Source organism: Maritalea sp. YIW29 (genome assembly GCF_057219265.1).
Genome location: NZ_JBXVVF010000002.1, coordinates 994,049 through 1,019,116 on the forward strand (window position 1 = coordinate 994,049; position 25,068 = coordinate 1,019,116).

The following is a 25,068-nucleotide window of genomic DNA, read 5'->3' on the forward strand; positions in this document are numbered from 1 at the left end:
ATCACGTTGACGTAAACGTCTATTTGTGACATTCTGCCGACGCTGAGCAAGCGCAGTCCAGATGCGCTGCTGTTGTGATTGCAGGAGGATTTGATGGCGCTTTTTCTGATTTTGGCAGGGTTGGTCGCGTTTTTCGCCCTCGCGTTTTTTGAGGCGCGGCTGGTTGTTTGGGGGATCGTGGCCCTTGGTTTCGCCGCCATTTGGCAATTGCTGATTGGTGGTGGTTTTAACCCATCTGGTTTTGGCATTCTTGCTTACATCCCGGGCATCATAATGCTCGTTTTGTCTGTACCACTGATTAGACGCCTGGCGCTGACGGCGCCGATTTATGGTGCCGTGAAAAAGATCCTTCCGCGCGTTTCCAGTACAGAACAAGAAGCACTTGATGCCGGAACAGTTGGGTGGGACGCGCAATTGTTCTCTGGTAAGCCAGATTGGCGTCAACTTTTAGATATTCGCAAACCAACACTTACGGCAGAAGAGCAAGCCTTTATGGATGGCCCGGTCGAAGAAGTCTGCGGGATGATTGATGATTGGGATACACGCCACAATCGCGCTGATATGCCAGACGAAGTGTGGACCTACCTAAAGGAAAATCGCTTCCTCGGCATGCTCATTTCTAAAGAGCATGGCGGATTGGGTTTTTCTGCCCAGGCGCAATCCATGATTGTTTCCAAAGTTGCCTGCCGCTCTATCGCCGCGGGAATTTCAGTGATGGTGCCAAACTCTTTGGGGCCGGGTGAACTGCTGGAAAAATATGGCACCGACGCCCAAAAAGATAAATATCTGGAACGGCTAGCGAACGGCAAAGAAGTGCCTTGTTTCGCGCTAACCGGCCCTCACGCTGGTTCAGACGCGGCTGGTATGCGCGACGCTGGCGTTGTTTGTTACGGCGAACATGAAGGCAAGGAAGTGCTTGGGGTTAAGCTGAATTGGGACAAGCGTTACATAACGCTTGGTCCGGTTGCGACGTTGCTTGGTTTGGCCTTTAATCTTTATGACCCAGAGAACTTGCTGGGCAAGGGCGAAGATGTGGGCATCACATTGGCGCTTATTCCAACCAAGCATAAAGGCGTCAATATTGGGCGTCGGCACTACCCATCTCGCTCAGCCTTTATGAATGGTCCCAATAGCGGCAAGGATGTTTTTATCCCGCTTGATTGGATTATCGGCGGCACTGATTATTGCGGTCAAGGCTGGCGCATGTTGATGGAATGCCTTTCAACTGGACGCGCTATTTCATTGCCTGCCATCGGCACTGTCTCCATCAAGCAAGCTTTGCGTGTGACTAGCGCTTATGCGCGAGTTCGTCGTCAGTTCTCAATTCCCGTTGGGATGATGGAAGGTGTAGCGGAGCCTTTATCGCGCATCGTTAAAGATGCCTATATGTATGAAGGTTCGCGTGCTGCCACCGCGGCGATGGTGGACGAAGGGCAAAAGCCGTCTGTTATTTCGGCGCTTTTAAAATATCGCACCACACAAGCCATGCGTGACCGTTTGGACGACGCGATGGATATTCATGGCGGTCGAGCGGTTTGCGATGGACCATCGAACTATTTGTTTTCTGCTTATCAGGCGGTGCCAGTGGCGATTACGGTTGAAGGCGCAAACATTCTCACCCGTACATTGATTACTTTTGCGCAAGGCGCACTTCGCGCTCACCCGTTCCTTTATGATGAGATTTCTGCGGCGCAAAATGAGAATAAATCTGAGGGATTGAAAGCGTTCGATAAAGCGTTTGCGGGCCACACGGCATTTATGTTGCGCAACATTTCAGCGTCGCTTTTCCACAATGTAACACTTGGCGCATTTGCGTCTTCTCCGAGCACCAGCCCGTTGAAAACACACTACCAGCAGCTTCATCGCTACGCGCAAAGCTTTGCGCTAGTCGGTGATTGGACTGTTGTTGTTTTGGGCGGTGACATCAAGCGCAAGCAAATGCTGTCTGGTCGCATGGCGGATATTTTGTCAGATCTATATTTGTGGTCCACGACCCTCAAGCGATATGAAGATGATGGCTCAATTGCCGAAGATTTGCCGATCGTTGAAGCAATTGTTGCGGACAGAAAAGCCGCAATTGAAAAGAGCTTGCTTGATGTGTTTGCGAATTTCCCCAACCCTTTAATGCGATTTGTAATGCGTCGTTTGGTGTTCCCGTTTGGCGCGCATGCGATAGCTTCGCCTGATCGTCATAATTATCGCTTAGCGAAAGCGGTACTGAAACATTCTGATCAACGTGATCGTTTGACCCGAGATCTTTATGTTAGCTTTGATCCAGAAGACCGCACCGGTGTGCTTGAAGATGCTTTGATCAAAGTTGAAGAAGCCGTTGACGCTGAGAAAAAGTTCATCCGTGCACTTAAAAAGGGCATTCTTAGCCGTCGTCTTGATCGTGACGCGATTGATGATGCGGTCGACCAAGACATTATCAGCCACAATGAAGCTGGCCTGTTGCGTGCGGCAGATGAAGCAACGGACAATGCAATCCGAGTTGATGATTTTGCGCCGGGCGAACTTGCTAAAATCAGCAAGAAGCCGCAAAAAGGAAAACATATTGCGGCTGAATAGTCATCTTGACCAATTGGCAAATGCGAATTGATATTAGTGGGGAGCAAAGACGTGGCACAACCCAAAATGCCTAAACTCAAATATTGGCGCTTTGAAGTCGATTTCGAAAAAATCGGCTGGCTGACCATCGATACACCAAAGTCGCCGGTGAATGTTCTGGGCACCCAATGTATGGCCGAGCTTGAAACGCTCACGTTGCGGTTTGAGGACCTAGTGGCATCGGATGAGTTGGCTGGTGTTGTGTTGCTATCCGCCAAAGATAATGGCTTTATCGCTGGCGCCGATGTGCGCGAGTTTGATGCGATGAGTGACCCTTCGATTTTACCAGAGGCGTTGAAAAAAGCGCATGCGATTTTCAATCGGATTGAAAATCTCAAAGTGCCAATCGTGGCCGGTATTCATGGGTTTTGCCTTGGTGGTGGGTTTGAGCTTGCGCTCGCCTGTCACTATCGGATTGCAGTGAATGACGACAAGACGCGCATTGGTTTCCCAGAAGTCAAACTTGGCATTTTTCCCGGATTTGGCGGAACAGGTCGCTCTATCCGACAAGCTGGTCCCGTCGCTGCGATGACGGCCATGTTGACGGGCAAGTTTTATCGCGCTGGTGCTGCAAAGAATTTGGGCTTTGTCGACAAATTGGTCAAGCATCGTGATCAATTGCGTTGGGAAGCCAGAAAAGCGGTGATGCAGCGTCGGAAAGCTGGGCCTGCAGGTCTAACCAAACGGATCATGGCAATGGGTCCACTTCGGGGCTTCACCACCAACAAAATGCGTCAGCAAGTGGCGAAGAAAGCGAACAAGAAACATTATCCTGCACCGCATAAGTTGATCGACATATACGAAAAGCATGGCGATGATCCAAAAGCGTTCATTAAAGCAGAGCTGGAACACTTCCCACCCTTGATGGCTACTGATACCGCCCGCAATCTGCGCCGTGTATTCTTCTTGTCTGAAGGGCTTAAAGCGCAAGGCGTGCAAAAGGGACCTAAGCCAAAATTCAACAGGGTACATGTCATAGGCGCTGGGGTGATGGGCGGTGATATTGCGGCGTGGAGCGCCTTACGCGGCATGGACGTGACGCTGCAAGATTTGGATATGGATCGTATTGCTCCAGCTCTAAAACGGGCAAAATCTCTGTTCAAAAAACGACTTCGCAAACCAGAATTGGTCGCGGCGGCGATGGCGCGGCTAACACCGGACCCCGATGCAAAAGGCGTCAGTCGAGCCGATGTGGTGATTGAAGCCATTGTTGAGAATTTGGAGATCAAACAGAAGCTATTTGCTTCACTTGAACCACAGCTGAAGCCCAATGCGATTTTGGCAACCAATACGTCCTCCATTCCGTTGGAAAATATTGCGTCGGTTCTTAAAGACCCATCGCGTTTGATCGGATTACATTTCTTTAATCCGGTTGCTCAACTGCCATTGGTCGAAGTGATTGAGCAAAAACATAATAGCGAAGAAATTGTGCGCATAGGTGCAAGCTTTGCCACTGCAATTGGCAAAAGCCCAGTAGTTGTGAAAAGCGCGCCGGGTTTCCTCGTTAATCGGGTATTGATGCCGTATATGTTGCAAGCCGTCATGCGGGTGGAAAATGGCGAAAACCGTGTAACGATCGACAAAGCAGCCGTCGCATTTGGTATGCCGATGGGGCCAATCGAACTGATGGATATGGTGGGCCTTGATGTGGGTAAGTCCGTGGCTCAAGAGCTCGGGCAAGAGGTCAAAGATGGCGGTATTTTTGCTGACTTGGTAATCGGCGGCCACTTGGGCCGCAAAACGGGCCAAGGTTTTTACAAATGGGAAAATGGCAAAGCGGTCAAGGGCGACGAAGAGCCGGTCGCTGACCTTGAAGCGCTTGGTCGCGAGCTGGTGAAGCCATTGGTTGATGAGTGCGAAATCTGCGTTAAAGACGGCATAGTTGCGAACGCAGAATTGGCGGACATTGGTGTGATTTTTGGGACGGGATTTGCTCCATTCCTTGGCGGGCCATTGCAGGCGCGCAACGACGGCAAAGCTTAGGAGAATATGATGGCGAAAAAGACAGTAAAGCGCGTAGCTATTGTTGGCAGTGCCCGCATTCCATTTTGCCGTGCCTATTCTGGCTATATGGGCGAAACCAATCTCTCTATGATGTCTGGCGTGCTATCCGGTTTGGTGGAAAAGTTTGATCTCAAAGGCCAGCATATTGATGAAGTTATGGGCGGAGTTGTGCTCAATCACTCTCGCGACTTTAATATCGCGCGGGAAGCTTCGCTAAACGCAGGGCTAGCTCCAACTACACCGGGAACGACCGTGCAAATCGCGTGCGGTACTTCATTGCAAGCTGCGATGATGATTGGTGCAAAAATAGCGAGTGGTGAAATTGAGAGCGGCATCGCATGCGGTTCTGATAGCGTGAGTGATAGCCCGATTGTGTTTGGGCCGAAATTCTCAAAACGGATGATTAAACTGAGCCGTGCGAAATCGCTTGGCCAAAAACTGGGTGTGTTTAAAGGATTTGGTTTTGGTGAAGTTATGCCAAATGCGCCGTCAACATCCGAGCCACGCACGGGCTTGTCCATGGGACAGCATTGCGAGTTAATGGCGCGTGAATGGGGAATTACTCGTGAAGCGCAGGATGAGTTAGCATTGCGTTCTCATTTGAATGCAGCAAAAGCCTATGAAGAAGGCTTTCACGATGACCTGGTTGTGCCCCATGCCGGTATTGTGCGCGATAATAATGTGCGTGCAGATTCTACATTGGAAAAAATGTCGACCCTTAAGCCGTCATTTGATCGCAAGTCTGGTCATGGCACCCTAACGGCCGCGAACTCCACGCCACTTACTGATGGCGCAGCTGCTGTTTTGCTGGCGAGCGAAGAATGGGCGAAAGAACGTGGGTTGCCCATATTGGGTTATTTGCGGGCAGGGGCTGTTTCCGCCAATGATTTTGCTGCAGGCGACGGACTGCTGATGGCGCCAACGATTGCGGTGTCCAATATGTTGCGCAAAGAGGAATTGAGTTTTGCGGACTTTGACTTGTTTGAATTGCATGAAGCATTCGCGGCGCAAGTTCTTTGCACCATTAAGTCATTTTCTGACCGCAGCTATAATCGCAAGGTTTTGGGACGCGACAAGGTGTTGGGCAAAATTGATCCTAAAAAGCTTAACATCAAAGGCTCAAGCGTTGCTTATGGTCATCCATTTGCTGCCACCGGTGCTCGTATTTTAGGACTAACAGCAAAGTTGCTTGATGATACGCAAAAACAACGCGCTCTTATTTCCGTTTGTACGGCAGGTGGCCAGGGTGTTGCCGCAATTGTAGAGCGAACTTAGGCTCTATTTTGCCTAAATTTTGATCATCCAAAGGTTAAATTGCGCCAGCATTTTGTGATTTTTGACGACAATTTGGCGTCAATATTTGCCATGATCTGGGGTACCCGTTGGTACACGTACAGGCATTCATATATATTGTCAGACAAATTTGCATATAGCCTTCAAGATTAAGGGATATTACCGCTCTGATTTTGTGACAATTTCATGAAAATTTTCCGCTTTCTACAATTTTTTTTAGTACTGGCTCACAAATTACGGTTTGCCTTAATTCATTGAAATATAAGGCAAAAAATAAAAACCGGCAGCTTTGATCGTCGATTTTGGCCTATTTGGGCAGGGTAAATCGGCGGAGCTGCTTCAAACAGTGCTTGCCAAAAGTGATTGATGAACGGTAGGTTCTAACCTCGCTTTTGGGCCTCCGGCTCAACTGCAATAACGACCTAAAGATTGTCCAAAAAAGTGGCAGTCGAGGTCGAAGGAAACGTCTACTAGGGAGAGTAGTTAATGAAGTTTACCTCAATTCTTAAGGCTGCATCAGCAGCGACCTTGATGGTCGCCGTAGCTGGCGGCGCTGCATTTGCAGACAAAATGCATCCGATGACCGGCGAAAAGCTGGCCGCGGATCAGACTTTTACATACCGTTTGCTTGATGGCATCCCAACACTTGATCCACAATTGAACGAAGATGTTTCTGGTTCAGACATTTTGCGTGACTTGTTTGAAGGTCTTACCAACCAAGACGCAGACGGCAACACCACTCCAGGTGTAGCTGAAAGCTGGGAAGCTTCAGAAGGCAACAAGGTTTATACCTTTAAGCTTCGTGATGCAAAATGGTCAAACGGTGACAAAATCACTGCTGGCGATTTCGTTTATGCTTGGCAACGTGCTGCAAACCCAGAAACTGCTTCACCATATGCATGGTACATGGAGTTGATGGCGATTGAGAACGTTTCTGAAGTTCTTGCTGGTGACAAAGAGCCATCTGAACTTGGCGTTGAAGCGCTTGATGATCACACATTGAAGGTGACATTGACTGCGCCATTGCCATATTTCGTGTCAATGACATCGCACACAACAACATTCCCAACACACAAAGCAACTATTGACGCCCATGGCGATCAGTGGACACGTCCAGAGAACATGGTTTCTAACGGCGCGTACAAGCTTACTGAGTGGGTTTTGAAAGAACGTACAACACGCGAGCGCAATGCAAATTACTGGAACAACGACAAGACTATTCTTGATAAAGTTGTGACAATGGTGATTAACGATGAGAACGTTGCGCTTACACGTTACCGCGCTGGCGAACTTGATCGTACAGAAGTGCCAACAGGTCAGTATCCTCGTCTTAAAGAAGAGTTGCCTGTTGAAACATTCTCGTTCCCACGTTTGTGTTCTTACTACTACACATTCAACCTAACAGACAGCGGTCACCCAGCGTTTAAAGATCAACGTGTTCGTCACGCGCTTTCATACGCAGTTGATCGTAATGTGATTGTTGAGAACGTGTTGCAAGCTGGTCAGTTCCCTGCTTACACATTTACACCTGGCGCAACTGCTGGTTTCGATGTTCCAGAAGTTCCATACGGTACTTGGACGCAAGCTGATCGTGACGCAAAAGCTAAAGAACTTTTGGCTGAAGCTGGCTACGGTGCGGACAATCCTTTGAAGTTCGACATGCTTTACAACACTTCTGAAGGCCACAAGAAAATTGCAACAGCGATGGCTGCAATGTGGAAACAGAAACTTGGTGTTGAAGCTGTTCTTGCGAACATGGAATGGAAAACATTCTTGGACGTTCGTGGTAAACAAGACTTCCAATTGGCACGTGGCGCATGGTGTGGTGACTACAACGAAGCATCAACATTCCTAGACCTTGTACAATCAGGTTCTGGTTATAACGATGGTAAGTATGTAAACGCTGAAGTTGACCAACTATTGGCAGATGCAAAAACATCTAGCGATGCTGCTCCACTTTACAAGCGTGTAGAAGAGATTATGGCTGCTGAAATGCCTGTGATCCCAGTATATCACTACACTGGTAACTTGATGCTCAAGCCGTCTCTTAAAGGCTGGCCTGTCAAGAACGTACAACAAAACTGGTATAGCCGTGACCTTTATAAGGTTGCTGCAGAATAACAGTTGAGAATTGGAGGCGCCGCGATTTAAATGTCGCGGTGCCTTCTTTAATTGGACCACCAACTAAGTTGGGGTCCATTTTTTAGTGAATGTCCTCTCAGATTGTTGACGATTTTGCGACTTGTTTCGCCGTTTCTGATGCGAGAAAAGAAGAGGCACGCTAAGGGAAGCAGGGTCAAAGCTTATGTTCAGCTTTATCGTTAAACGTATGATGTCGGCAATTCCGACAATTTTATTTCTAGTGCTCTTTTCATTTGTGTTGATGCGCTTGGCACCGGGTGGACCATTCACCTCTGAACGCCCGCTTCCACCACAGGTGCTGGCGAACATTGAGGCCAAATTTGGTCTGGACCAGCCATGGCACACTCAAATCTTTAGGTATGTCACGGGTATCGTGACCCAGTTCGATTTCGGGCCGTCTTTTAGATATAAAGACCGAAGCGTGAATGATATTCTTTCACAAGGGTTCTCTGTAACGCTTGTTTATGGATTTTGGTCATTCGTGGTGGCCGTTGTTTTTGGGCTGACGTTAGGCATTTGTGCTGCGATCAAACACAATAGTTGGTTGGATTATTTAGCTGTTGGCATATCCATCGGCGCGCAAGTTTTGCCAAACTTTGTTATGGCCCCAATTTTGGTGATTATTTTTACCCTTTGGTTGGGTTGGCTGCCCGGAGGCGGCTGGAACGGCGGGCAGGCTGAGTATATCATCATGCCGGTTATTGCGCTTTCCACCAGCTATATGGCTTCGATCGCGCGGATTGCTCGTTCATCTATGCTTGAAGTGTTGCATTCTAATTTCATTCGAACGGCCAAAGCCAAAGGCTTGCCGATGATGAGTATTATTATGCGTCACGCCATCAAGCCGGCACTGCTGCCGGTTGTGTCCTATCTTGGCCCAGCATTTGTGGGCATGATCACTGGATCTGTTATTATTGACGTCTATTTCTCCACAGGTGGGATGGGTCAGTATTTCGTCGATGCAGCATCAAACCGGGACTATTCACTTTTGATGGGTGCAACAATTATTTTTGGCTCACTCACAATCCTATTCAACATGATCGCCGACATTATCTATGCCTGGCTCGATCCGAAAATTCGGTTGCAGTAGGGGAGAATTGATATGCTGGTAAGTAAAGAAAAAATGGATGGTGTTGTTGACGCACTATCGACCCCTCAAGACATCAAAGGTCGATCACTTTGGCAAGATGCGTGGGAGCGGTTCTCACGCAACAAAGCCGCCGTGGTGAGTGTTGTCGTTCTGTCATTGATGGTCATCCTGTCATTTGCAGCACCTTTGTTTGCCCCTTGGTCATATGAGGAAATTGACTGGAACGTGATTGGTAATGCAGCCACAGCTGGATTTCCTTCAACCGAAAATGGTCATTTTTTCGGAACCGATGATCTGGGTCGCGATATCTTTGCCCGTACAATGCAGGGCACGCAAATCTCGCTTTTGGTTGGTCTGGTTGGTACAGCTGTTGCTGTTGTGGTTGGTGTGCTTTATGGCGCAATCGCTGGCTATGCAGGTGGACGTATTGACAACTATATGATGCGGTTTGTCGATGTTCTGATGTCGATCCCCTATATGTTCATCCTCATCATTTTGTTCGTGATGTTCGGTCGTTCGCTATGGCTTTTGTTCATAGGTTTGGGCTTGTTCTCTTGGATGGATATGGCGCGGATTGTTCGGGGTCAGACACTTTCAATTAAGAACAAAGAATATATTGAAGCGTCAGTTGCTTCGGGGGTTGATAGTTTTACAATTATCATTCGACATGTGCTGCCAAACTTGATGGGCATTGTTGCTGTCTACACGACACTCCTTATTCCTGGACTGATTTTGACGGAATCGTTTATTTCGTTCCTTGGGCTTGGTGTGCAAGAGCCATTGACCTCTTGGGGTGCGTTGATCAACGACGGCGCAAAAACCATCCAATATGGCACGCCATGGCAACTGGCATTCCCACTTGGCTTCTTTGTGGTTGGCTTGTTCTGTTTCTATTTTATAGGCGACGGCTTGCGCGATGCGCTTGATCCGAAAGATCGATAGGAGGATTTCTTGATGAATATTCAAATTTTCCAATTGTCGACCTGCAATATGCGTAAAGGATCAGTAGCGTGAGTGAACAGAAGAGAAATGTCTTGGAGGTCAACGATCTAGAAGTGACCTTCGACACCCCAGATGGCGATGTGAATGCTGTTAAAGGTGTTAGCCTGCATATAGAACCTGGTGAATGCCTTGGTATTGTGGGCGAAAGTGGATCGGGCAAAAGTCAGACTTTTATGACCACGATGGGCCTGTTGGCCAAGAATGGTCGCACAAAAGGCGAGATCATTTTTAATGGTACGTCTCTTTTGGGCCTGTCGACGTCAGAACTTAACCGTGTGCGTGGCCGCAATATGTCAATGATCTTCCAAGATCCGTTGACCTCGCTTACACCACACCTCACGGTTTATGAGCAGATGAGTGAAGTGTTGCAACTTCATACAGGCGAGCGCGGAAGTGCCGCTGAAAAGAAATGTCGTGAATGGCTAGATCGCGTTCGTATTCCAGAGTCTGAACGCCGTCTTCGCCAATATCCACACGAACTTTCTGGTGGCATGCGGCAGCGTGTGATGATTGCCATGTCCATGTTGTGTTCGCCTGATCTGTTAATTGCGGATGAGCCAACAACCGCTTTGGATGTGACCGTTCAAGCTGAAATTCTTGATTTGATGGATGAGTTGAAGCGGGAAAATAACACAGCGATCGCGTTGATTACCCATGATATGGGCGTGGTTGCGCGCATGTGTGACCGGATTCAAGTTATGCGTGAAGGTATTTATGTTGAGGAGGGTACCGCTGATGAGGTGTTCAACAACCCGCAACATGAATATACAAAAATGCTGCTTGAAGCGATGCCACGGATCGATCAACCTGACAAAGCCACAAACCGTAAGCTCAAAGAATATGACCTTAAGGGCCGGGATGAGAACTTCTTGAAAGTTGACGATGTACATGTGCATTTCAACATCAAAGTCCCAACCGGAATTTGGCATAAAAATGTGCCGCTTAAGGCCGTTGACGGTGTGAGCTTTGATCTAAAGCCCGGCGAGACTTTGGGCATTGTGGGTGAAAGCGGATGCGGTAAGTCAACGCTTGCCCGCGCTGTTCTGCAACTCATCCCGCCAACCCAAGGCAATGTGAGCTGGCTCGGAAAACCGCTAGATGCATCCAATAAGGCGGACCTGAAAGCTAAACGTGAAGATTTGCAGATTGTCTTCCAAGACCCTCTTGCAAGTCTTGATCCACGAATGACCATTTCAGATTCGATCATGGAGCCGTTGCAAACATTTAGCCCCGATCTCAGCCGGGACGAAATGAAGGTACGGGTCGCCAAAATCATGGAACGCGTTGGTCTTGATAAGAATATGATCAACCGTTATCCGCACGAACTATCTGGTGGGCAGAATCAGCGTGTCGGTATTGCCCGGGCCATGATCATGGAACCAAAACTGGTTGTGTGTGATGAGGCGGTGTCGGCGTTGGATGTGTCCATTCAAGCGCAGATTATCGAGTTGCTGATGGATTTGCAGGATGAGTTTGGGCTTTCGCTTCTGTTCATCTCCCACGATCTATCGGTCGTGCGGGAAGTTTCGCATCGGATCATGGTTCTTTATCTAGGGCGGATTGTGGAACTTGCGGATCGCAATGAGATTTATCTCAATCCGCAGCACCCTTACACGCAGCAACTAATTTCTGCGGTGCCAATTCCGGATCCCAATGTCGAGCGGTCGCGTGCACGGATCAGGTTCCCAGGAGAATTGCCTTCTCCAATGGACCCGACGGCTAAATTGCGTTTCTTGCAGTCCAAGCTCAAAGCTAATCAGCTGGATTATGTGCCAGAATTGCAAGAAATCCGTCCCGGACATTTCGTGGCTGAACATGATCCACTTGAAGAATTGCTCGTCAGCTAGGCTGATGCCGATTCTAATCGAATTAAAGAGGGGGCAGGTTTGCCCCCTTTGTATCTAAAATGACAATAGGTGGGTATTTGGAGCCTTGATGTGCAAACTTACGCGCTTTTGCGTTGAGATGCGTTGACAAGTGGGCCATTTGCTCATAAATAACCTCCAACGAATTCCCGGCGCCAGTGGCGCCTATTTTTATGAATGTGAAGGGTGACCGGAATGAAAATCAAAAATTCCATTAAAGCGCTGCGCACCCGGCATCGCGACAATAAGGTCGTTCGCCGTCGCGGTCGTATCTACATTATCAACAAAGTGAACAAGCGTTTCAAAGCCCGTCAGGGTTAAGTCGCATAATTCAGTTTGAAATTTTTAGGGCCGGTGACTTTGTCATCGGCCTTTTTTGTGTCTGAACCAATATTGCTGAAAAATCGAGCAGCTTTGACTTTTGCCTAAAAATAAGCAATAATGTGCAGTGCCTAAAATTTAGGCACTTTTGTGTTTTAGGGAGATGCCGAAGATGAATGGTGCAGATACGAGCTGGATTTTGACAGCGACCGCGCTCGTTTTACTCATGACAATGCCGGGCTTGGCGCTTTTTTATGCAGGCCTTGTGCAAGCAAAGAACATCTTGTCGGTGTTGATGCACTGCGTGGCGATTGCCTGTATCGCCTCGATCCTGTGGTTCATGTTCGGCTATTCACTTGCCTTTACCGAAGGCAATGGATTGATCGGCGGGATCAGCCGGATCGGCCTTGCGGGGGTGGAACGCGACAGTTTGAGTGGCACAATTCCTGAGAGCCTTTGGGTAATCTTTCAAATGACCTTCGCAGTCATCACGCCAGCCTTAATGGTCGGTGCGTTTGTTGAGCGGATTAAATTCTCGGCTGTTTTGTTGATCAGTGCCGTGTGGTTGATGCTGGTTTATGTACCTGTAACCCATTGGGTGTGGGGCGGCGGATGGCTTGCCCAGCTCGGGGTTATTGATTTTGCTGGTGGCATTGTTGTGCATGTTACCGCAGGTGTTTCCGCTGCGGTCATCGCCTTTATGCTTGGTGCGCGCAAAGGCTTTCCAAACGGCGTTCGTCCGCCCCATGCTCCTTGGATGGTGATGGTTGGTGCGTCGCTTTTGTGGGTAGGCTGGTTTGGCTTCAATGGTGGCAGTGCTGTTGCTGCAAATGGCGACGCGACGATGGCCATTTTGGTCACTCATTTGTCTGCGGCGACGGCTTCACTTGTGTGGATGACCATTGAATGGGTTAAGTTTGGCAAGCCAAGTGTTGTTGGCATTGTTACCGGGACCATTGCTGGCCTCGCAACGATCACGCCTGCTTCTGGCTCGGTTGGGCCAATGGGCGCGGTTGTGCTTGGCCTCGCTGGTGGCGTTATTTGTTTTTATGCCGTGGATTTGGTCAAAAACCGGTTCAATATTGACGACTCGTTGGACGTGTTGGCGGTGCACGGAATCGGCGGCGCAACGGGCACGATCTTGTTGGCGCTCCTTTTGACATTTGGGTCTGGCGCATCAGGTTACGCCGAAGGCATGAATGCCATAAGCCAATTTGGTGTGCAGGTACTTGGTGTTATTGTAACGGCCATTTGGTCGCTAGTGGCGACTATTGTCATTGTTTGGCTGACCAAACAGGCTGTTGGACTACGTGTTGGCCCAGAGGAAGAGACGACGGGCCTTGACCTAACGGTACATGGTGAGACAGGATATAGGCACTAGGTTTATGGGCATAATGTTTGGAAAGTTCTTATGAAACTGATTATTGCAATCATTAAGCCACATAAGCTGGACGATGTGCGAGACGCGATCGGCGCGTTAGACATATCGGGCATGACCGTTACAGAAGTGCGCGGTTATGGCCGTCAACGCGGCCATACCGAAATTTATCGCGGTGCGGAATATGAGATTTCGTATGTTCCAAAACTCAAGCTGGAAATCGCGGTGCCACAGGATAAGCTCGAACTTGCCATGGATGCCATTCGCGAAGCGGCTTCCGAGGGCAAGATCGGTGATGGCAAAATATTTGTGTTAGATCTTGAAGCAGCCATCCGTGTTCGCACGGGAGAGGCGGGTGAGAACGCACTATAAGTGCTTCTCGGTTTCAAGAGTGAACGCGTCAATCATGTGGGAGAGGTAAGCCCTTATTGTCTCTTCAACCGATTGGCGCGTCGTCGTTAGTGAAAAATATTTGCCCTCACTATAATTTTGTGTAGTGATGCTCGCCTAGGGGACAATCGAATTGGTGGGCATGTGTTTAGATATATAGTTCGGCGGCTCCTGATCGCCATCCCTACCATCTTTTTGATCATCGTTATTTCATTTCTCATTGTGCGGCTTGCGCCAGGCAACCCGTTTTCACGTGACAAAATGCCACCGCCCTATGTTATCGACAGCCTGAACGCTAAGTATGGGCTAGACGCGCCGCTCTTTGTGCAATTTTGGCGGTACTTATGGGGCATTGTATCCGCGTTTGATTTTGGGCCGTCAATCCGTTGGAAATCCGTGACCGTTAGCCAGCTAATTGTCCAAACGTTCCCAGTGACCTTTTATTACGGCGCCATATCGTTTCTGGTCGCCACATTTGGCGGCATGTCTTTGGGCATTTGCGCCGCGATTTGGCGCAATGGTTGGGTTGATTATCTAACCGTTAGTCTCGGGGCGATTGGGTATGTAATCCCAAATTTTGTGGTTGGTGTGCTCTCCATCTGGCTGTTTTCATATAAGCTTGGTTGGCTGCCGGGCGGGGGCTGGAATGGCGGCGATTGGCGCAATTTGGTGTTGCCAGTGCTAACGCTTAGCTCAGGCGCGATGATTGGCATTTTGCGCATGACACGCGCCTCGTTGTTGGAAGTGTTGGGCGAAGAATATATTCGCAGCGCGAAAGCGAGGGGCGTGCCCATGCCGCGCATTATTTGGCGGCATGCGATGAAACCCGCAATCACCCCGGTTGTGTCACAGCTTGGTCTGGTCTTTGTTGGCATGATCACGGGATCAGTTGTTGTTGACGTGATTTTTAACACCGGTGGTATGGGGCAATTCTTCGTCGACGCTGCTTTTAATCGCGATTATCCGCTGATTATGGGGCTCACCATTATGTCGGGTGCCTTGCTGATTGTTGCTAACCTATCGGTCGATATTCTTTATGCGTGGCTCAACCCAAAAGTTCGACTAGATATCTAAACGGCAGTTTTGAAATTCCGGCAAAAAAATACCCGCCTAGAATGACGGGTATTAACAGCTCTAACCAGAAGTTGGGATCTTATGAAGAACCAACACCATCTTGGCCGACAAATGCAATACGTAGCATGTTGGTTGCGCCTGGTGTGCCAAGGGGCACGCCTGCAGTAATCGCTACGCGGTCGCCAGGGCGCGCAAAGCCCTCACGGTAAGCAATAGAGCATGCACGGTCTACAACGTCGTCTAGGTTCACCGCATCGTCTGTACGTACACAGTGCAATCCCCAGACAAGAGATAGACGCCGAACTGTCGCCACTTTTGGTGAAAGGGCCACAATTGGTTTTTCGGGGCGTTCGCGCGCAGCACGAATGCCGGTTGAACCCGAAGACGTGTAGGTCACGATGGCGGCAAGATCGAGCGTCTCAGCAACTTGTCTTGCTGAGGCTGAAATAGCATCGGCAGCCGTTGCATCTGGCTCAACATTTTGGCGGCGGATAATGCCCTGATAAAGGCCGTCTTGTTCCACAGCAACCGCAATGCGGTTCATGGTGGATACGGCTTGCACGGGGAAGTCACCAGCCGCTGATTCTGCTGAAAGCATCACTGCGTCGGCGCCTTCATAAACGGCGGTCGCAACGTCAGAAACTTCGGCTCTTGTGGGCACAGGTGCTGTAATCATTGATTCAAGCATTTGTGTTGCAACAACAACAGGCTTGCCCTGTTGGCGGGCCATGCGGATCATGCGTTTTTGCAAACCCGGCACCGTCTCAAGTGGCATTTCAACACCAAGGTCACCGCGGGCAATCATAATCGCATCGGACAGTTTGATGATCTCTTCAAGGCGTTCGATTGCTTGTGGCTTTTCGATTTTGGCAAGAATGCCCGCACGGCCCTGAACGGTTTTGCGGACATCAATGATGTCTTCAGGGCGTTGGACGAATGACAGGGCGATCCAGTCGGCATTCACTTCAAGCGCGGCGAGTAAGTCAGCACGGTCCTTTTCCGTCAACGCGCCAACACCCAACAATGTGTCAGGCAGGCTTACGCCTTTGCGATCAGATAGCTTGCCGCCATGAATGACTTCACACTCAATTTTGTCAGCAGATTTGCCAATACAACGCAACTCTAGCTTGCCATCATCAAGCAGCAGCTTTTGGCCTTTTTCGATGGCTTCAAAGATTTCTGGGTGGGGCAGATGAACGCGAGTTTTGTTGCCTTCGGAAGTATCCGTGTCCAATGTGATGACATCGCCGGCGGCAAGGGAGACGGAGCCAGTGTTGAACTTGCCGACCCGTAGTTTAGGGCCTTGCAAATCAACAAGTACGCCAATTGGGCGTTTCACCGCTTTTTCGACATTGCGGATCGCATCCATGGTTTGGCCAAGCAGTTCGTGGCTTGCATGGCTCATATTGATGCGGAAAACGTCTGCGCCTGCCCGTGCCAGTTTCTCGATGGTTTCTTCGTCGTTCGATGCAGGGCCCAGGGTAGCGAGAATTTTGACTTTGCGTAGACGTCTCATTGGATCTCCAATTATTGCAGATCGGCGTCCGTTAGTTGGACAGTCCAATCCTTGTTTTTCTTGGTATCGACTTCCATGAAGCCGGTCCGTTCGTAACCGCGGGCTAGACAGTCCTTTTCACCGAAGATTGTGAAGGACTTATCACGGGTGCACATAAAAATGCGTCCATCCCAACGATTTCCGCCGATATCATCTACGGCGTGAATATAGAAAAATTGCGACCGCTGTTCGCTCAATGGTCCATTGAACACTACCGCGCAATTTTCCGGTTCTGCCATCCACCAGCCTTCAGATTGCCAGCCTTTTTCGCTGCGAAATCCTATGGCAATGGCCACCGGGTTTTGACTTTGATTGCATATCCGCAGATCGGCTGACGCTGGCGTTGCATAAAACAGGCTTAGCAATAGGATCAGTGGTGCAAATCTCATTGCGGCTTTTGTTATACTAAAGTCGATAAAAAACAAGGTCCGGACACTCCAAATGCGCTACAATTTGCGCCAAGGTCTTTGATTATAGTTGATTTTGGACGGTTCTGTGGCCAGTGATCGCATAAATCGATCTCAATTTCATAGTCAACATGCATTCCTTCGATAGTGTGGTGGATGAGCGATATTCGACCTTGCCATAATGACCTTAGATGGGCGAAAGATATAGCCCGGATTTTTGGCAAACATAAAAGAGAAATGATATGGGACAGTCCACAGTCGCCCGCGAACAGTTACGTGCCTTCATCGAGCGCATTGAGCGTTTGGAAGAAGAAAAGAAATCGATCTCTGAAGATATTCGCGATGTTTATGCTGAGGCCAAAGGCAATGGCTATGATGTCAAAGTGATGCGTGAAGTTGTGAAGTTGCGTAAGCAAGAATCACACGAGCGCCAAGAACATGAAGCGATCCTTGATCTTTATAAACACGCACTGGGCATGATCCCATCTGAGCCAGTGGACGGCGAGACGCTCTAACAAAAGCGTCTCCAAAAATGTGCGAATTGAGTTAGCCGTCGATCAATCCCGCGAGGACTTGGTTGGCGGCTTTTTCGTTGCCGATGGCGCGCATCGCGGTCGCGGCAATTGCATTGCGGTCTAGACCAGCTTGAGCGTACATTTTGTCTTGTGACGCGTGATCAAAATGCTCGTCAGGGATGAACATGGGGCGACATTTTAGCCCCCCATCCAAAAGACCGTTCAACGCGAGGTGGTTCAATACGAAACTACCAAAGCCGCCGATCGACCCTTCTTCAATGGTCACGAGTACTTCATGCTGTCGTGCTAAACGTTCCACCAAATCGACATCTAGTGGCTTTGCGAAACGGGCGTCCGCAACTGTTGTTGAAATACCGAAGGTGGACAAAAGTTCTGCCGCCGCAAGTGTTTCACTCAACCGACCGCCAAAGGACAATAGGGCGACAGAATTGCCTTCGCGCAAGATGCGGCCTTTACCGATCTCTAGGAAGCTTCCGCGGCTTGGCATTTCAACGCCAGCACCTTCGCCGCGTGGATAGCGGAAGGCGATTGGATGCTCGTCAAATTCGGCGGCAGTACGCACCATATGTTTAAGTTCAGCTTCGTCACCCGGTGCCATCAAGATCATGTTGGGGATTGCACCCAAATAGGCAGTGTCGAACGCGCCTGCATGGGTTGGGCCATCAGCGCCGACAAAACCAGCGCGGTCAATGGCGAAGCGGACGGGCAAATTTTGGATCGCCACATCATGCACCACTTGGTCGTAGCCACGTTGCAGGAATGTCGAATAAATTGCGCAAAATGGGCTAAGCCCTTCAGTCGCAAGACCGGCCGCAAAGGTCACCGCGTGTTGTTCGGCAATGCCGACATCAAAGCAGCGGTCGCCAAATTGTTTTGCGAACTTGTCTAGGCCCGTACCCGACGGCATGGCCGCATTAACGGCCACAATACGTTCGTCTAAATCAGCTTCTTGAATGAGGCTCTCAGCAAAAACACCGGTATATGACGGCGCATTGGAAACAGGTTTCGATTGAGCGCCAGTGATAACATTAAACTTGGATACACCGTGATATTTGTCAGCCGCATTTTCAGCGTGCTCGTAACCCTTGCCCTTTTGGGTGACGACATGAACTAGAATGGGTCCTGTTTCTGCATCACGAACATTGTCCAAAATAGGCAACAGATGATCTAGATTGTGCCCATCAATGGGTCCAACATAGTAAAATCCGAGCTCTTCAAACAGTGTGCCACCGGCCCAAAATCCGCGGGCATATTCTTCGGTTTTGCGCGCTTTGTCAGAAACGAATTTCGGCAAATGCTCGGTGATGCCCTTGGCGATCTCGCGAATGGAACGATAGGCTTTACCAGAAACAAGACGGGCAAGATAGGCGCTCATCGCGCCAGTTGGCGGTGCGATCGACATGTCATTATCGTTGAGAACAACGATCAGCCGTGCGTTCATCGCCCCAGCGTTGTTCATTGCTTCATATGCCATGCCCGCGGACATTGCACCGTCGCCGATAACAGCAATAATGTTGCGCTTCTCGTCTTTCAAGTCAGCGGCGACGGCCATGCCGAGCCCAGCTGAAATTGACGTTGAAGAGTGCCCAGCACCGAACGGGTCATGCTCGCTTTCCTTGCGCTTGGTGAAACCGGACAAGCCGTTTTCCTTGCGAAGGGTACGCATTTGACTGCGCCGACCTGTTAGAATTTTGTGGGGGTAGGCTTGGTGCCCAACATCCCAGATGATCTTGTCGTCTGGTGTGTTAAAGACATGATGAAGGGCGACGGATAGTTCAACGACTCCCAGCCCGGCACCCAAATGCCCACCAGTAACGGATACGGAATCGATCATTTCGGCGCGCACTTCATCCGCCAATTGTCGGATTTGATCTCGGGGCAATTCGCGCACGTCTTTGGTGCTGGCTATGCCATCAAGAATTGGGGTTTCAGGGCGTTTTGTCACTCATGCCTCGCTAAAAACAGTCAAGGCATTTCTTAATGCCCCATCTGGGTAACGCAGATTTAAACCTAGTTCAGGACCTACGCAACCAGTAGGCGGTGAATGGTCGCATTTTTCAAACAAAAAGAAGGGTTTTACAGTGAATTTGTGGGTTTGAAGCTGATGTTGCTCACAACGATCTGCTCAAATTTTGACGCAAATCCGAATTGGGATTTGTTGCCCATTACCACTGTTGGCGCCAAATCTGCCTCGTCTGGCTCAAACATCACGGCATATTGCGTGCTTTGGAACCTTGCTGGTTCTGTCATCAGATCAAGCACATGCTCAAGGTCTGGTGCATGAAGCTCGCCCGCACGTTGTTGCAGATCATATGCAGGTTTCACCATTGTTGACTTCGTGTTGCCAACTTTGGCTGTCTGCAAGATAGACGTGAAATCGTTGAAGTCTGGCTGCAAAGACGCGGTGGCAAGTGCAGCGCGGATGCCAGAGCCAAGATTTGCTTGTGAATTCGGATCAGAATTTTCATCAGCCTTGCCGAACGAGCTGCGCAACTCGGTCGCGCCATTCTGTCTATTCAGAATGATTTCGAGTGCTTTTTGTGCGTCTGGCGAAGGCTCTTGCTTTGTTGGTGCATAGGCGGCCAGAAGTGCTTCTGCCCGGTTTGGCAATTCAGGAATTATGCCAGCTTGCGCATTTGCATCTTGGATGAAGCGCGATGCGCTGGGTAGTTCATTGGGATCAATTGACGCAACGGCAAAGCGTGATGGCACTTCAATATTATTGTCGTCCTCAACCAAGGGCGTTTTTGCTGTCGCCAACAATATCGCTTCGGGCTTAACCGGTGGCGTGATCGAAAGGTCAGCAACCGCGACGGCGAGTTCAGCCTGTGCAGGTTCTGTGTTGAATGTGGGCGGCAGGAGCGCCGCGGGTCTGCTCGGCGGAAGTTGACCCAAAGCAGCGACCCGTATGGTTTGCGATTTAACCGAACGCTGCGCCGGGGTCTTCGCGACTTCAACATTGTCTTTGTTCCGGCCAAACAAAACGTCCATCAATGTGCGGCCTGATCCTGCATCATTATCGTCTTTTGGAAGGCTTGCAACGCGGGTTGCGCCACCACATGGGCTTTGCTTGCAACGTCTATAGTCAGCTTTGGCTTGCGCATATCCGGCTTTAGACAGCACCACACCGTTGGATGGTACGTGCATGGTTTTACCCTTTGGGAACAGCCTTTTGAGCTGCGCGGTTGTCATGCGTGGCCAAGCGCGAACACTGCCTGTATCAAGATGTACAAATGGACTACCTGACGTTGGATAATAGCCCACGCCACCCATTTGTTTTTTCATTGCGGCTTGGCGCAATTTGGAAATTGGTACGCCGGGGATGAAAAAATCCATGGCCAAACCACGGGTGTGGTTTGAGTTTTTCGCTACCGCGCTAGAGCGCGAACGCAACATCTCGTTGGTTTTGGGCGAGCGATAGGCGGACACAACATGCACTGGCTTTTTCGCGCCAACTTCTTGATAGACTTCCCAGATCAAATCGAAAAGACGGGGGTCCATTTTCGTTGGCTCGTTGCGCCGCCAGTCACGAAGAAACGTATTGAGCTGCGCTAATCCTTTGCGGTCATAGCGGCCATTGCGTTTGAAGGTAATTTTGGCGGTTTCTTTAGTGTGGGTGTAATAAAGATAGAGCGTCCGGTCGCGCGCAGCCATAGCCGGGCCAGATATACTGGTCACCGCAAGCACTGCCAAAGCTATCAAAAGAAACGCACGTTTCATGGCGTTTACCCGGATTTTGCCCAATATACCCAACACTTTTTGGACGCCTTTTACTCAAACAACTTCACGCATCTTAAACCACATAAGATGAGAATTTATTAACGATAAAAGGTGCGTCCTTGCCCCAATTTTATCTGCTCAGTTACTCAACTTACCTCTTTTATATGGGTGAGAAAAGAGGCTGAACCAAGGCATCTGCGTCAATCTGCCCTGCTGTGGAAAATGATTGGGTCAAGTTAGGCGGTTGTGGTCGGGACTATGAGCTTAAAAGCGCCATCAGTTTTTTGTGGTGGCCGTAAACATCGCCATAGCTGCGGACCGTACCATCCTCACCAATACGGAGGGTGAAATAGGCAAGGTGAACAGGAATATGGTCGCCAAGATTGTTCCACTTTTCCGTACCGCCCATCATGCCTTTGATCTTTTTCAGATTAAGCGATGGCTCGTATCGCAACAATGCGTTTGCGAAATCCAATGGGTTGTGAACCCGAACGCAACCGTGGGAAAATGCTCGATAGGTGCGTCCAAACAAAGACTTAGACGGCGTGTCGTGCAAATAAACGGAATGTTGATTTGGAAACAAGAACTTGATCGTGCCAAGCGCATTGCCGCGGCCGGGACGTTGTCGGATGCGGAAAGGCGGCTTTTTCGGGTTGATGTTCGCCCAATCAACAGACGAAGCATTGATGACCTTGCCGCCGGCCAAAAGCTCATAATTGCGGGAATTAAAATAGCCTGGGTTTCCGTTTGCACTCGGTAACAACTCTTTTGTGGCGATTGAGTGAGGGACATTCCAATATGGATTGACTACAACATGTTCAATCTCGTCAGAAAACACCGGCGTTTTGTGTTTGGGTTTGCCCACAACCACACGGGTCGCGTGCTGCACCACACCGGATTTATTCACTTGAAGGCGGAACTCAGGAATATTGACGAATACGTGGAAGTCGCCCAAATTCTTGGGCATCCAACGCCAGCGTTCCATGTTGGCAACAATGTCTTCAACACTTGCGCCATGTGCGCCATTTAGCGAAGCAACAGTTGCAGGGCCAACGACACCATCAGCGATGAGGCCAATTGATGTTTGAAATTCTTTCACCGCATCTACGGCAGCTTGATCATACACCAACTCATTGCTTGGATCAGTCAGTTCAATTTGCAACCGCTCACGCAATATCGGCATCCGCGCGTCTGTTTTGCCAAGTTTTAGCAGCTTGCCGTCTGGCATGATCACTTGTTCAATTTCTGGGCCAGCCATCTTTTTAGCCAACTCAGCGCGAAGCGCCTTAAACTCAACATGTGTGGGGTGCATTTTTTGCAGCAATTGAGCGGGGTCTTTAGCACTCACCAAATCGACACGTAGTTTAGTAAGGTCAACGCGCGTCGGTCGCAGCGTGATCGAACTCGAAACTGAGCTTGGGGCGATGCGGCCACCCGAAGCATGTTTGGCATAAAGAATAGCAGCGTCAGAAAATGCGGTTTCAACCTGAGCCAAAAGTTGCGGATCGTTTTGCGCGGCATCAATGTTCAACGCTGGCGTGATATAGTCAGAAGAGCGCAGGCCTTCCATCTCTGCTTTTTCAAACAGATTGAGAATGCTGATTGCTTTTTCTGAAAACGCGACTTTGTTGCCATCGTCTTCTAACCAAAGTGGTTCAAAATTGCGCGCGCCATAAAAATAGTAAAGGCCTTGGGCGTTCTTCCAAGTACGTGACCCGGCTTTTGCGCCGTAATATTCGTCGCGCAGACCAGACTTGATAATTTTTGCGAGTGGGGATGTGGCGGGGCCAATCACGACGCGTGTCGCTTCAACACCATTTACCAAAACCATTTCTTGGGCAGTAGCGCCAAGGGCTGTCAAACTGGCTAAGCTCAAGCCGAAAATTAGTGACCGAATTTTACAACGCATCTTGTTCCCTCAAAGTCCCCAAAATCAGCATCGGCCAACAAAAGCCGAAGTTTTTAGCTCGACGCCGCCAACTTAACGTATTCAACAATTGAAACTTGTTGGCGATTTATACGTTGAGATTATGACGAAGCCAAGTATTTCGCATAAATGTTACCGTAAAATGATTGATTTGTGAGAAAAGACGCTAAGCTGCGTTTTCTTCCAAATTGTATTCTTTGAGTTTTCGGTACAATGTTGAACGGCCAATGCCCAAGGCACGCGCCACTGCGCTCATTCTTCCCTGATGCTGATCCAGTGCAAAAACAATCAGATCTCTTTCGACTTCATTGAGCGGGGCGACGTCGCCATTGGTGGCCACAAACCGATCAGGCACTGGCTCTGATGCAAGTTGTTGGGTCGGATTAGGCGCGGTTAGATCATCGATATGTATCGGAGATATGAGTTGTGGTTTTTTTGCCAATTCAGCGCGGATGGCATCGGTGCCCTCAATCGAGGCGCGAATTTGCGGGAAGTCATCAGGCTGCAGAACGTTACTGCTGGCCAATACGACGGCGCGATAAACGGTGTTTTCCAATTGACGCACATTGCCGGGCCAAGCGAATTTTTTAAGCAATTCAATTGCTTGCTGGTCACATTGCATAATTTGGCGCCCCTCTTGGGCAGCAAATCGGTTGACGAAATGTTGGACAAGTGCGTCCAAATCGTTCATCCGCTCGCGCAAAGGCGGCAAATAAATGGGAAATACATTGAGGCGATAATAAAGGTCTTCGCGAAAATGACCCTCTTTGGTCAAATTCAGCAGCCGCTTGTTGGTGGCTGAGACAATTCGAACATCAACCTTTTCGACTTTCGTTGCGCCAATTGGCTCAACTTCGCCTTCTTGCAGCGCCCGCAGTAACTTCACTTGCATGTCGAGAGGAAGTTCCCCGATTTCGTCTAGGAACAGTGTGCCGCCGTCGGCTTCTTGAAACTTGCCTTTCTGGTCCGCAGTCGCGCCCGTAAAGGAACCCTTTTTGTGCCCAAAAAGAACAGATTCAACCAAATTTGGGGGGATTGCGCCACAATTGACCGTGACAAATGACTTGTTCGCTCGTTTTGAGGCGCTTTGAATGGCGCGCGCAATGAGCTCTTTACCTGTGCCGCTTTCCCCTTCGATTAGAACCGGAATATTGCTGGCACCGGCTTTTAGACCCAGCTGCTTTACCCGGTCCATAATTGGCGATTTGGTGATGATGTCATCGAACCCGAATTGACCAGAAAGTCGGTTCTGTTCAGTGCGCAGGCATGTTTCTAAGCTTTGCCGTTTGAGGGCATTTTGCAGGGAAATGATCAAGCGTTCGGGGGCCACAGGTTTGACGAAAAAGTCGACCGCGCCGTGCCGCATCGCTGTTACAATTGTTTCGATGGATGATGTGGCGGTTTGCACAATGACGGGATGGTTCATCCCGCGTTTTTTCATTTCGGCCATCACGCCCATACCGTCCATTTCGGGCATGACCAGGTCCAAAATGAGCGCGTCAATTTCGTCCTCGGCCAAAATTTCTAGGCCTTCCGCGCCGGATAAAACATCAACGGTATCATATCCATTTGCCTTTAGAATTTCGGCGCTAAGACGGCATTGTACGGGGTCATCATCGATAATCAGGACTTTGGCCATTAAACAAACTACTCGCAATCAAACCTGACCCTATCCGGCATCGCGTGGATACGAATCATCGAACTGTTCTATTTTGGGGCAGAGTAGGTTTGATTTGTTAACAGTGATTTAAGCATAA

The 25,068-nt window shown here is 49.5% G+C and carries 18 protein-coding genes; 12 read left to right on the top strand and 6 right to left on the bottom strand.

All coding sequences use genetic code 11. The features are described from left to right. Window positions 1-93: 93 nt before the first annotated feature. From AC2D8L_RS14145 to AC2D8L_RS14195, 11 genes are all read left to right on the top strand, one after another. Window positions 94-2,568, top strand: a complete 2,475-nt coding sequence (locus tag AC2D8L_RS14145; protein WP_484686119.1) for an acyl-CoA dehydrogenase — start codon at window positions 94-96, stop codon at window positions 2,566-2,568. 51 nt (window positions 2,569-2,619) lie between these two features. Then, entirely contained in the window at window positions 2,620-4,590 is a 1,971-nt protein-coding gene (locus tag AC2D8L_RS14150; RefSeq protein WP_484686120.1) for a 3-hydroxyacyl-CoA dehydrogenase NAD-binding domain-containing protein, read from the top strand. A 9-nt stretch (window positions 4,591-4,599) separates the two neighbouring features. Further along, window positions 4,600-5,886, top strand: coding sequence for an acetyl-CoA C-acetyltransferase (locus AC2D8L_RS14155; RefSeq protein WP_484686121.1), 1,287 nt, complete (start codon window positions 4,600-4,602; stop codon window positions 5,884-5,886). 504 nt (window positions 5,887-6,390) lie between these two features. Beyond that, entirely contained in the window at window positions 6,391-8,025 is a 1,635-nt protein-coding gene (locus AC2D8L_RS14160) for a peptide ABC transporter substrate-binding protein (protein ID WP_484686122.1), read from the top strand. A gap of 184 nt (window positions 8,026-8,209) precedes the next feature. Continuing rightward, window positions 8,210-9,136: an oligopeptide ABC transporter permease OppB gene (oppB, locus tag AC2D8L_RS14165; RefSeq protein ID WP_484686123.1), complete on the top strand. Its 927-nt coding sequence runs from the start codon at window positions 8,210-8,212 to the stop codon at window positions 9,134-9,136. Between the two features lie 12 nt (window positions 9,137-9,148). Beyond that, window positions 9,149-10,078, top strand: a complete 930-nt coding sequence (locus tag AC2D8L_RS14170; RefSeq protein ID WP_484686124.1) for an ABC transporter permease subunit — start codon at window positions 9,149-9,151, stop codon at window positions 10,076-10,078. A gap of 68 nt (window positions 10,079-10,146) precedes the next feature. Beyond that, window positions 10,147-11,985: an ABC transporter ATP-binding protein gene (locus AC2D8L_RS14175; protein WP_484686125.1), complete on the top strand. Its 1,839-nt coding sequence runs from the start codon at window positions 10,147-10,149 to the stop codon at window positions 11,983-11,985. A gap of 213 nt (window positions 11,986-12,198) precedes the next feature. Further along, window positions 12,199-12,324 (top strand): type B 50S ribosomal protein L36, encoded by a 126-nt coding sequence (ykgO, locus tag AC2D8L_RS14180; protein WP_027835018.1) that lies wholly within the window; start codon window positions 12,199-12,201, stop codon window positions 12,322-12,324. A gap of 172 nt (window positions 12,325-12,496) precedes the next feature. Beyond that, the gene (locus tag AC2D8L_RS14185) at window positions 12,497-13,705 is read left to right on the top strand and encodes an ammonium transporter (protein ID WP_484686126.1); all 1,209 of its coding nucleotides are present in this window, start codon (window positions 12,497-12,499) and stop codon (window positions 13,703-13,705) included. Window positions 13,706-13,735: 30 nt separating this feature from the next. Further along, entirely contained in the window at window positions 13,736-14,074 is a 339-nt protein-coding gene (locus AC2D8L_RS14190; RefSeq protein ID WP_484686127.1) for a P-II family nitrogen regulator, read from the top strand. A gap of 162 nt (window positions 14,075-14,236) precedes the next feature. After that, window positions 14,237-15,166, top strand: coding sequence for an ABC transporter permease (locus tag AC2D8L_RS14195; RefSeq protein ID WP_484686128.1), 930 nt, complete (start codon window positions 14,237-14,239; stop codon window positions 15,164-15,166). 79 nt (window positions 15,167-15,245) lie between these two features. On the opposite strand, the gene pyk is transcribed toward AC2D8L_RS14195, so the two are convergent. Next, on the bottom strand, window positions 15,246-16,682 hold the full coding sequence (pyk, locus tag AC2D8L_RS14200) for a pyruvate kinase (protein WP_484686129.1): 1,437 nt from the start codon (window positions 16,680-16,682) through the stop codon (window positions 15,246-15,248). Window positions 16,683-16,693: 11 nt separating this feature from the next. Next, window positions 16,694-17,110 (bottom strand): DUF1036 domain-containing protein, encoded by a 417-nt coding sequence (locus tag AC2D8L_RS14205; protein ID WP_484686130.1) that lies wholly within the window; start codon window positions 17,108-17,110, stop codon window positions 16,694-16,696. Window positions 17,111-17,370: 260 nt separating this feature from the next. Between AC2D8L_RS14205 and AC2D8L_RS14210 the strand changes: the two genes are divergently transcribed. Next, window positions 17,371-17,643: a DUF2312 domain-containing protein gene (locus AC2D8L_RS14210; RefSeq protein ID WP_484686131.1), complete on the top strand. Its 273-nt coding sequence runs from the start codon at window positions 17,371-17,373 to the stop codon at window positions 17,641-17,643. A 31-nt stretch (window positions 17,644-17,674) separates the two neighbouring features. Here the strand turns inward: AC2D8L_RS14210 and dxs are convergent, their stop codons facing one another. The 4 genes from dxs to AC2D8L_RS14230 all read right to left on the bottom strand — a co-directional run bounded on the left by dxs (window position 17,675) and on the right by AC2D8L_RS14230 (window position 24,950). Then, window positions 17,675-19,609 (bottom strand): 1-deoxy-D-xylulose-5-phosphate synthase, encoded by a 1,935-nt coding sequence (dxs, locus tag AC2D8L_RS14215; protein ID WP_484686132.1) that lies wholly within the window; start codon window positions 19,607-19,609, stop codon window positions 17,675-17,677. Window positions 19,610-19,740: 131 nt separating this feature from the next. Next, on the bottom strand, window positions 19,741-21,384 hold the full coding sequence (mepK, locus tag AC2D8L_RS14220) for a peptidoglycan L,D-endopeptidase MepK (protein ID WP_484686133.1): 1,644 nt from the start codon (window positions 21,382-21,384) through the stop codon (window positions 19,741-19,743). Window positions 21,385-21,640: 256 nt separating this feature from the next. Then, window positions 21,641-23,293, bottom strand: coding sequence for a L,D-transpeptidase family protein (locus AC2D8L_RS14225; RefSeq protein WP_484686134.1), 1,653 nt, complete (start codon window positions 23,291-23,293; stop codon window positions 21,641-21,643). Between the two features lie 184 nt (window positions 23,294-23,477). Beyond that, window positions 23,478-24,950: a sigma 54-interacting transcriptional regulator gene (locus AC2D8L_RS14230; protein WP_484686135.1), complete on the bottom strand. Its 1,473-nt coding sequence runs from the start codon at window positions 24,948-24,950 to the stop codon at window positions 23,478-23,480. Window positions 24,951-25,068 lie beyond the last annotated feature (118 nt).

What these genes read in the sequence shown, in the direction of transcription:
- AC2D8L_RS14225 (WP_484686134.1), bottom strand. Translation starts at nt 23,293, where the DNA reads ATGCGTTGTAAAATTCGGTCACTAATTTTCGGCTTGAGCTTAGCCAGT.
- AC2D8L_RS14205 (WP_484686130.1), bottom strand. Translation starts at nt 17,110, where the DNA reads ATGAGATTTGCACCACTGATCCTATTGCTAAGCCTGTTTTATGCAACG.
- AC2D8L_RS14185 (WP_484686126.1), top strand. Translation starts at nt 12,497, where the DNA reads ATGAATGGTGCAGATACGAGCTGGATTTTGACAGCGACCGCGCTCGTT.
- AC2D8L_RS14160 (WP_484686122.1), top strand. Translation starts at nt 6,391, where the DNA reads ATGAAGTTTACCTCAATTCTTAAGGCTGCATCAGCAGCGACCTTGATG.
- AC2D8L_RS14170 (WP_484686124.1), top strand. Translation starts at nt 9,149, where the DNA reads ATGCTGGTAAGTAAAGAAAAAATGGATGGTGTTGTTGACGCACTATCG.
- AC2D8L_RS14190 (WP_484686127.1), top strand. Translation starts at nt 13,736, where the DNA reads ATGAAACTGATTATTGCAATCATTAAGCCACATAAGCTGGACGATGTG.
- pyk (WP_484686129.1), bottom strand. Translation starts at nt 16,682, where the DNA reads ATGAGACGTCTACGCAAAGTCAAAATTCTCGCTACCCTGGGCCCTGCA.
- AC2D8L_RS14145 (WP_484686119.1), top strand. Translation starts at nt 94, where the DNA reads ATGGCGCTTTTTCTGATTTTGGCAGGGTTGGTCGCGTTTTTCGCCCTC.
- AC2D8L_RS14155 (WP_484686121.1), top strand. Translation starts at nt 4,600, where the DNA reads ATGGCGAAAAAGACAGTAAAGCGCGTAGCTATTGTTGGCAGTGCCCGC.
- ykgO (WP_027835018.1), top strand. Translation starts at nt 12,199, where the DNA reads ATGAAAATCAAAAATTCCATTAAAGCGCTGCGCACCCGGCATCGCGAC.
- mepK (WP_484686133.1), bottom strand. Translation starts at nt 21,384, where the DNA reads ATGAAACGTGCGTTTCTTTTGATAGCTTTGGCAGTGCTTGCGGTGACC.
- AC2D8L_RS14230 (WP_484686135.1), bottom strand. Translation starts at nt 24,950, where the DNA reads ATGGCCAAAGTCCTGATTATCGATGATGACCCCGTACAATGCCGTCTT.
- oppB (WP_484686123.1), top strand. Translation starts at nt 8,210, where the DNA reads ATGTTCAGCTTTATCGTTAAACGTATGATGTCGGCAATTCCGACAATT.
- AC2D8L_RS14210 (WP_484686131.1), top strand. Translation starts at nt 17,371, where the DNA reads ATGGGACAGTCCACAGTCGCCCGCGAACAGTTACGTGCCTTCATCGAG.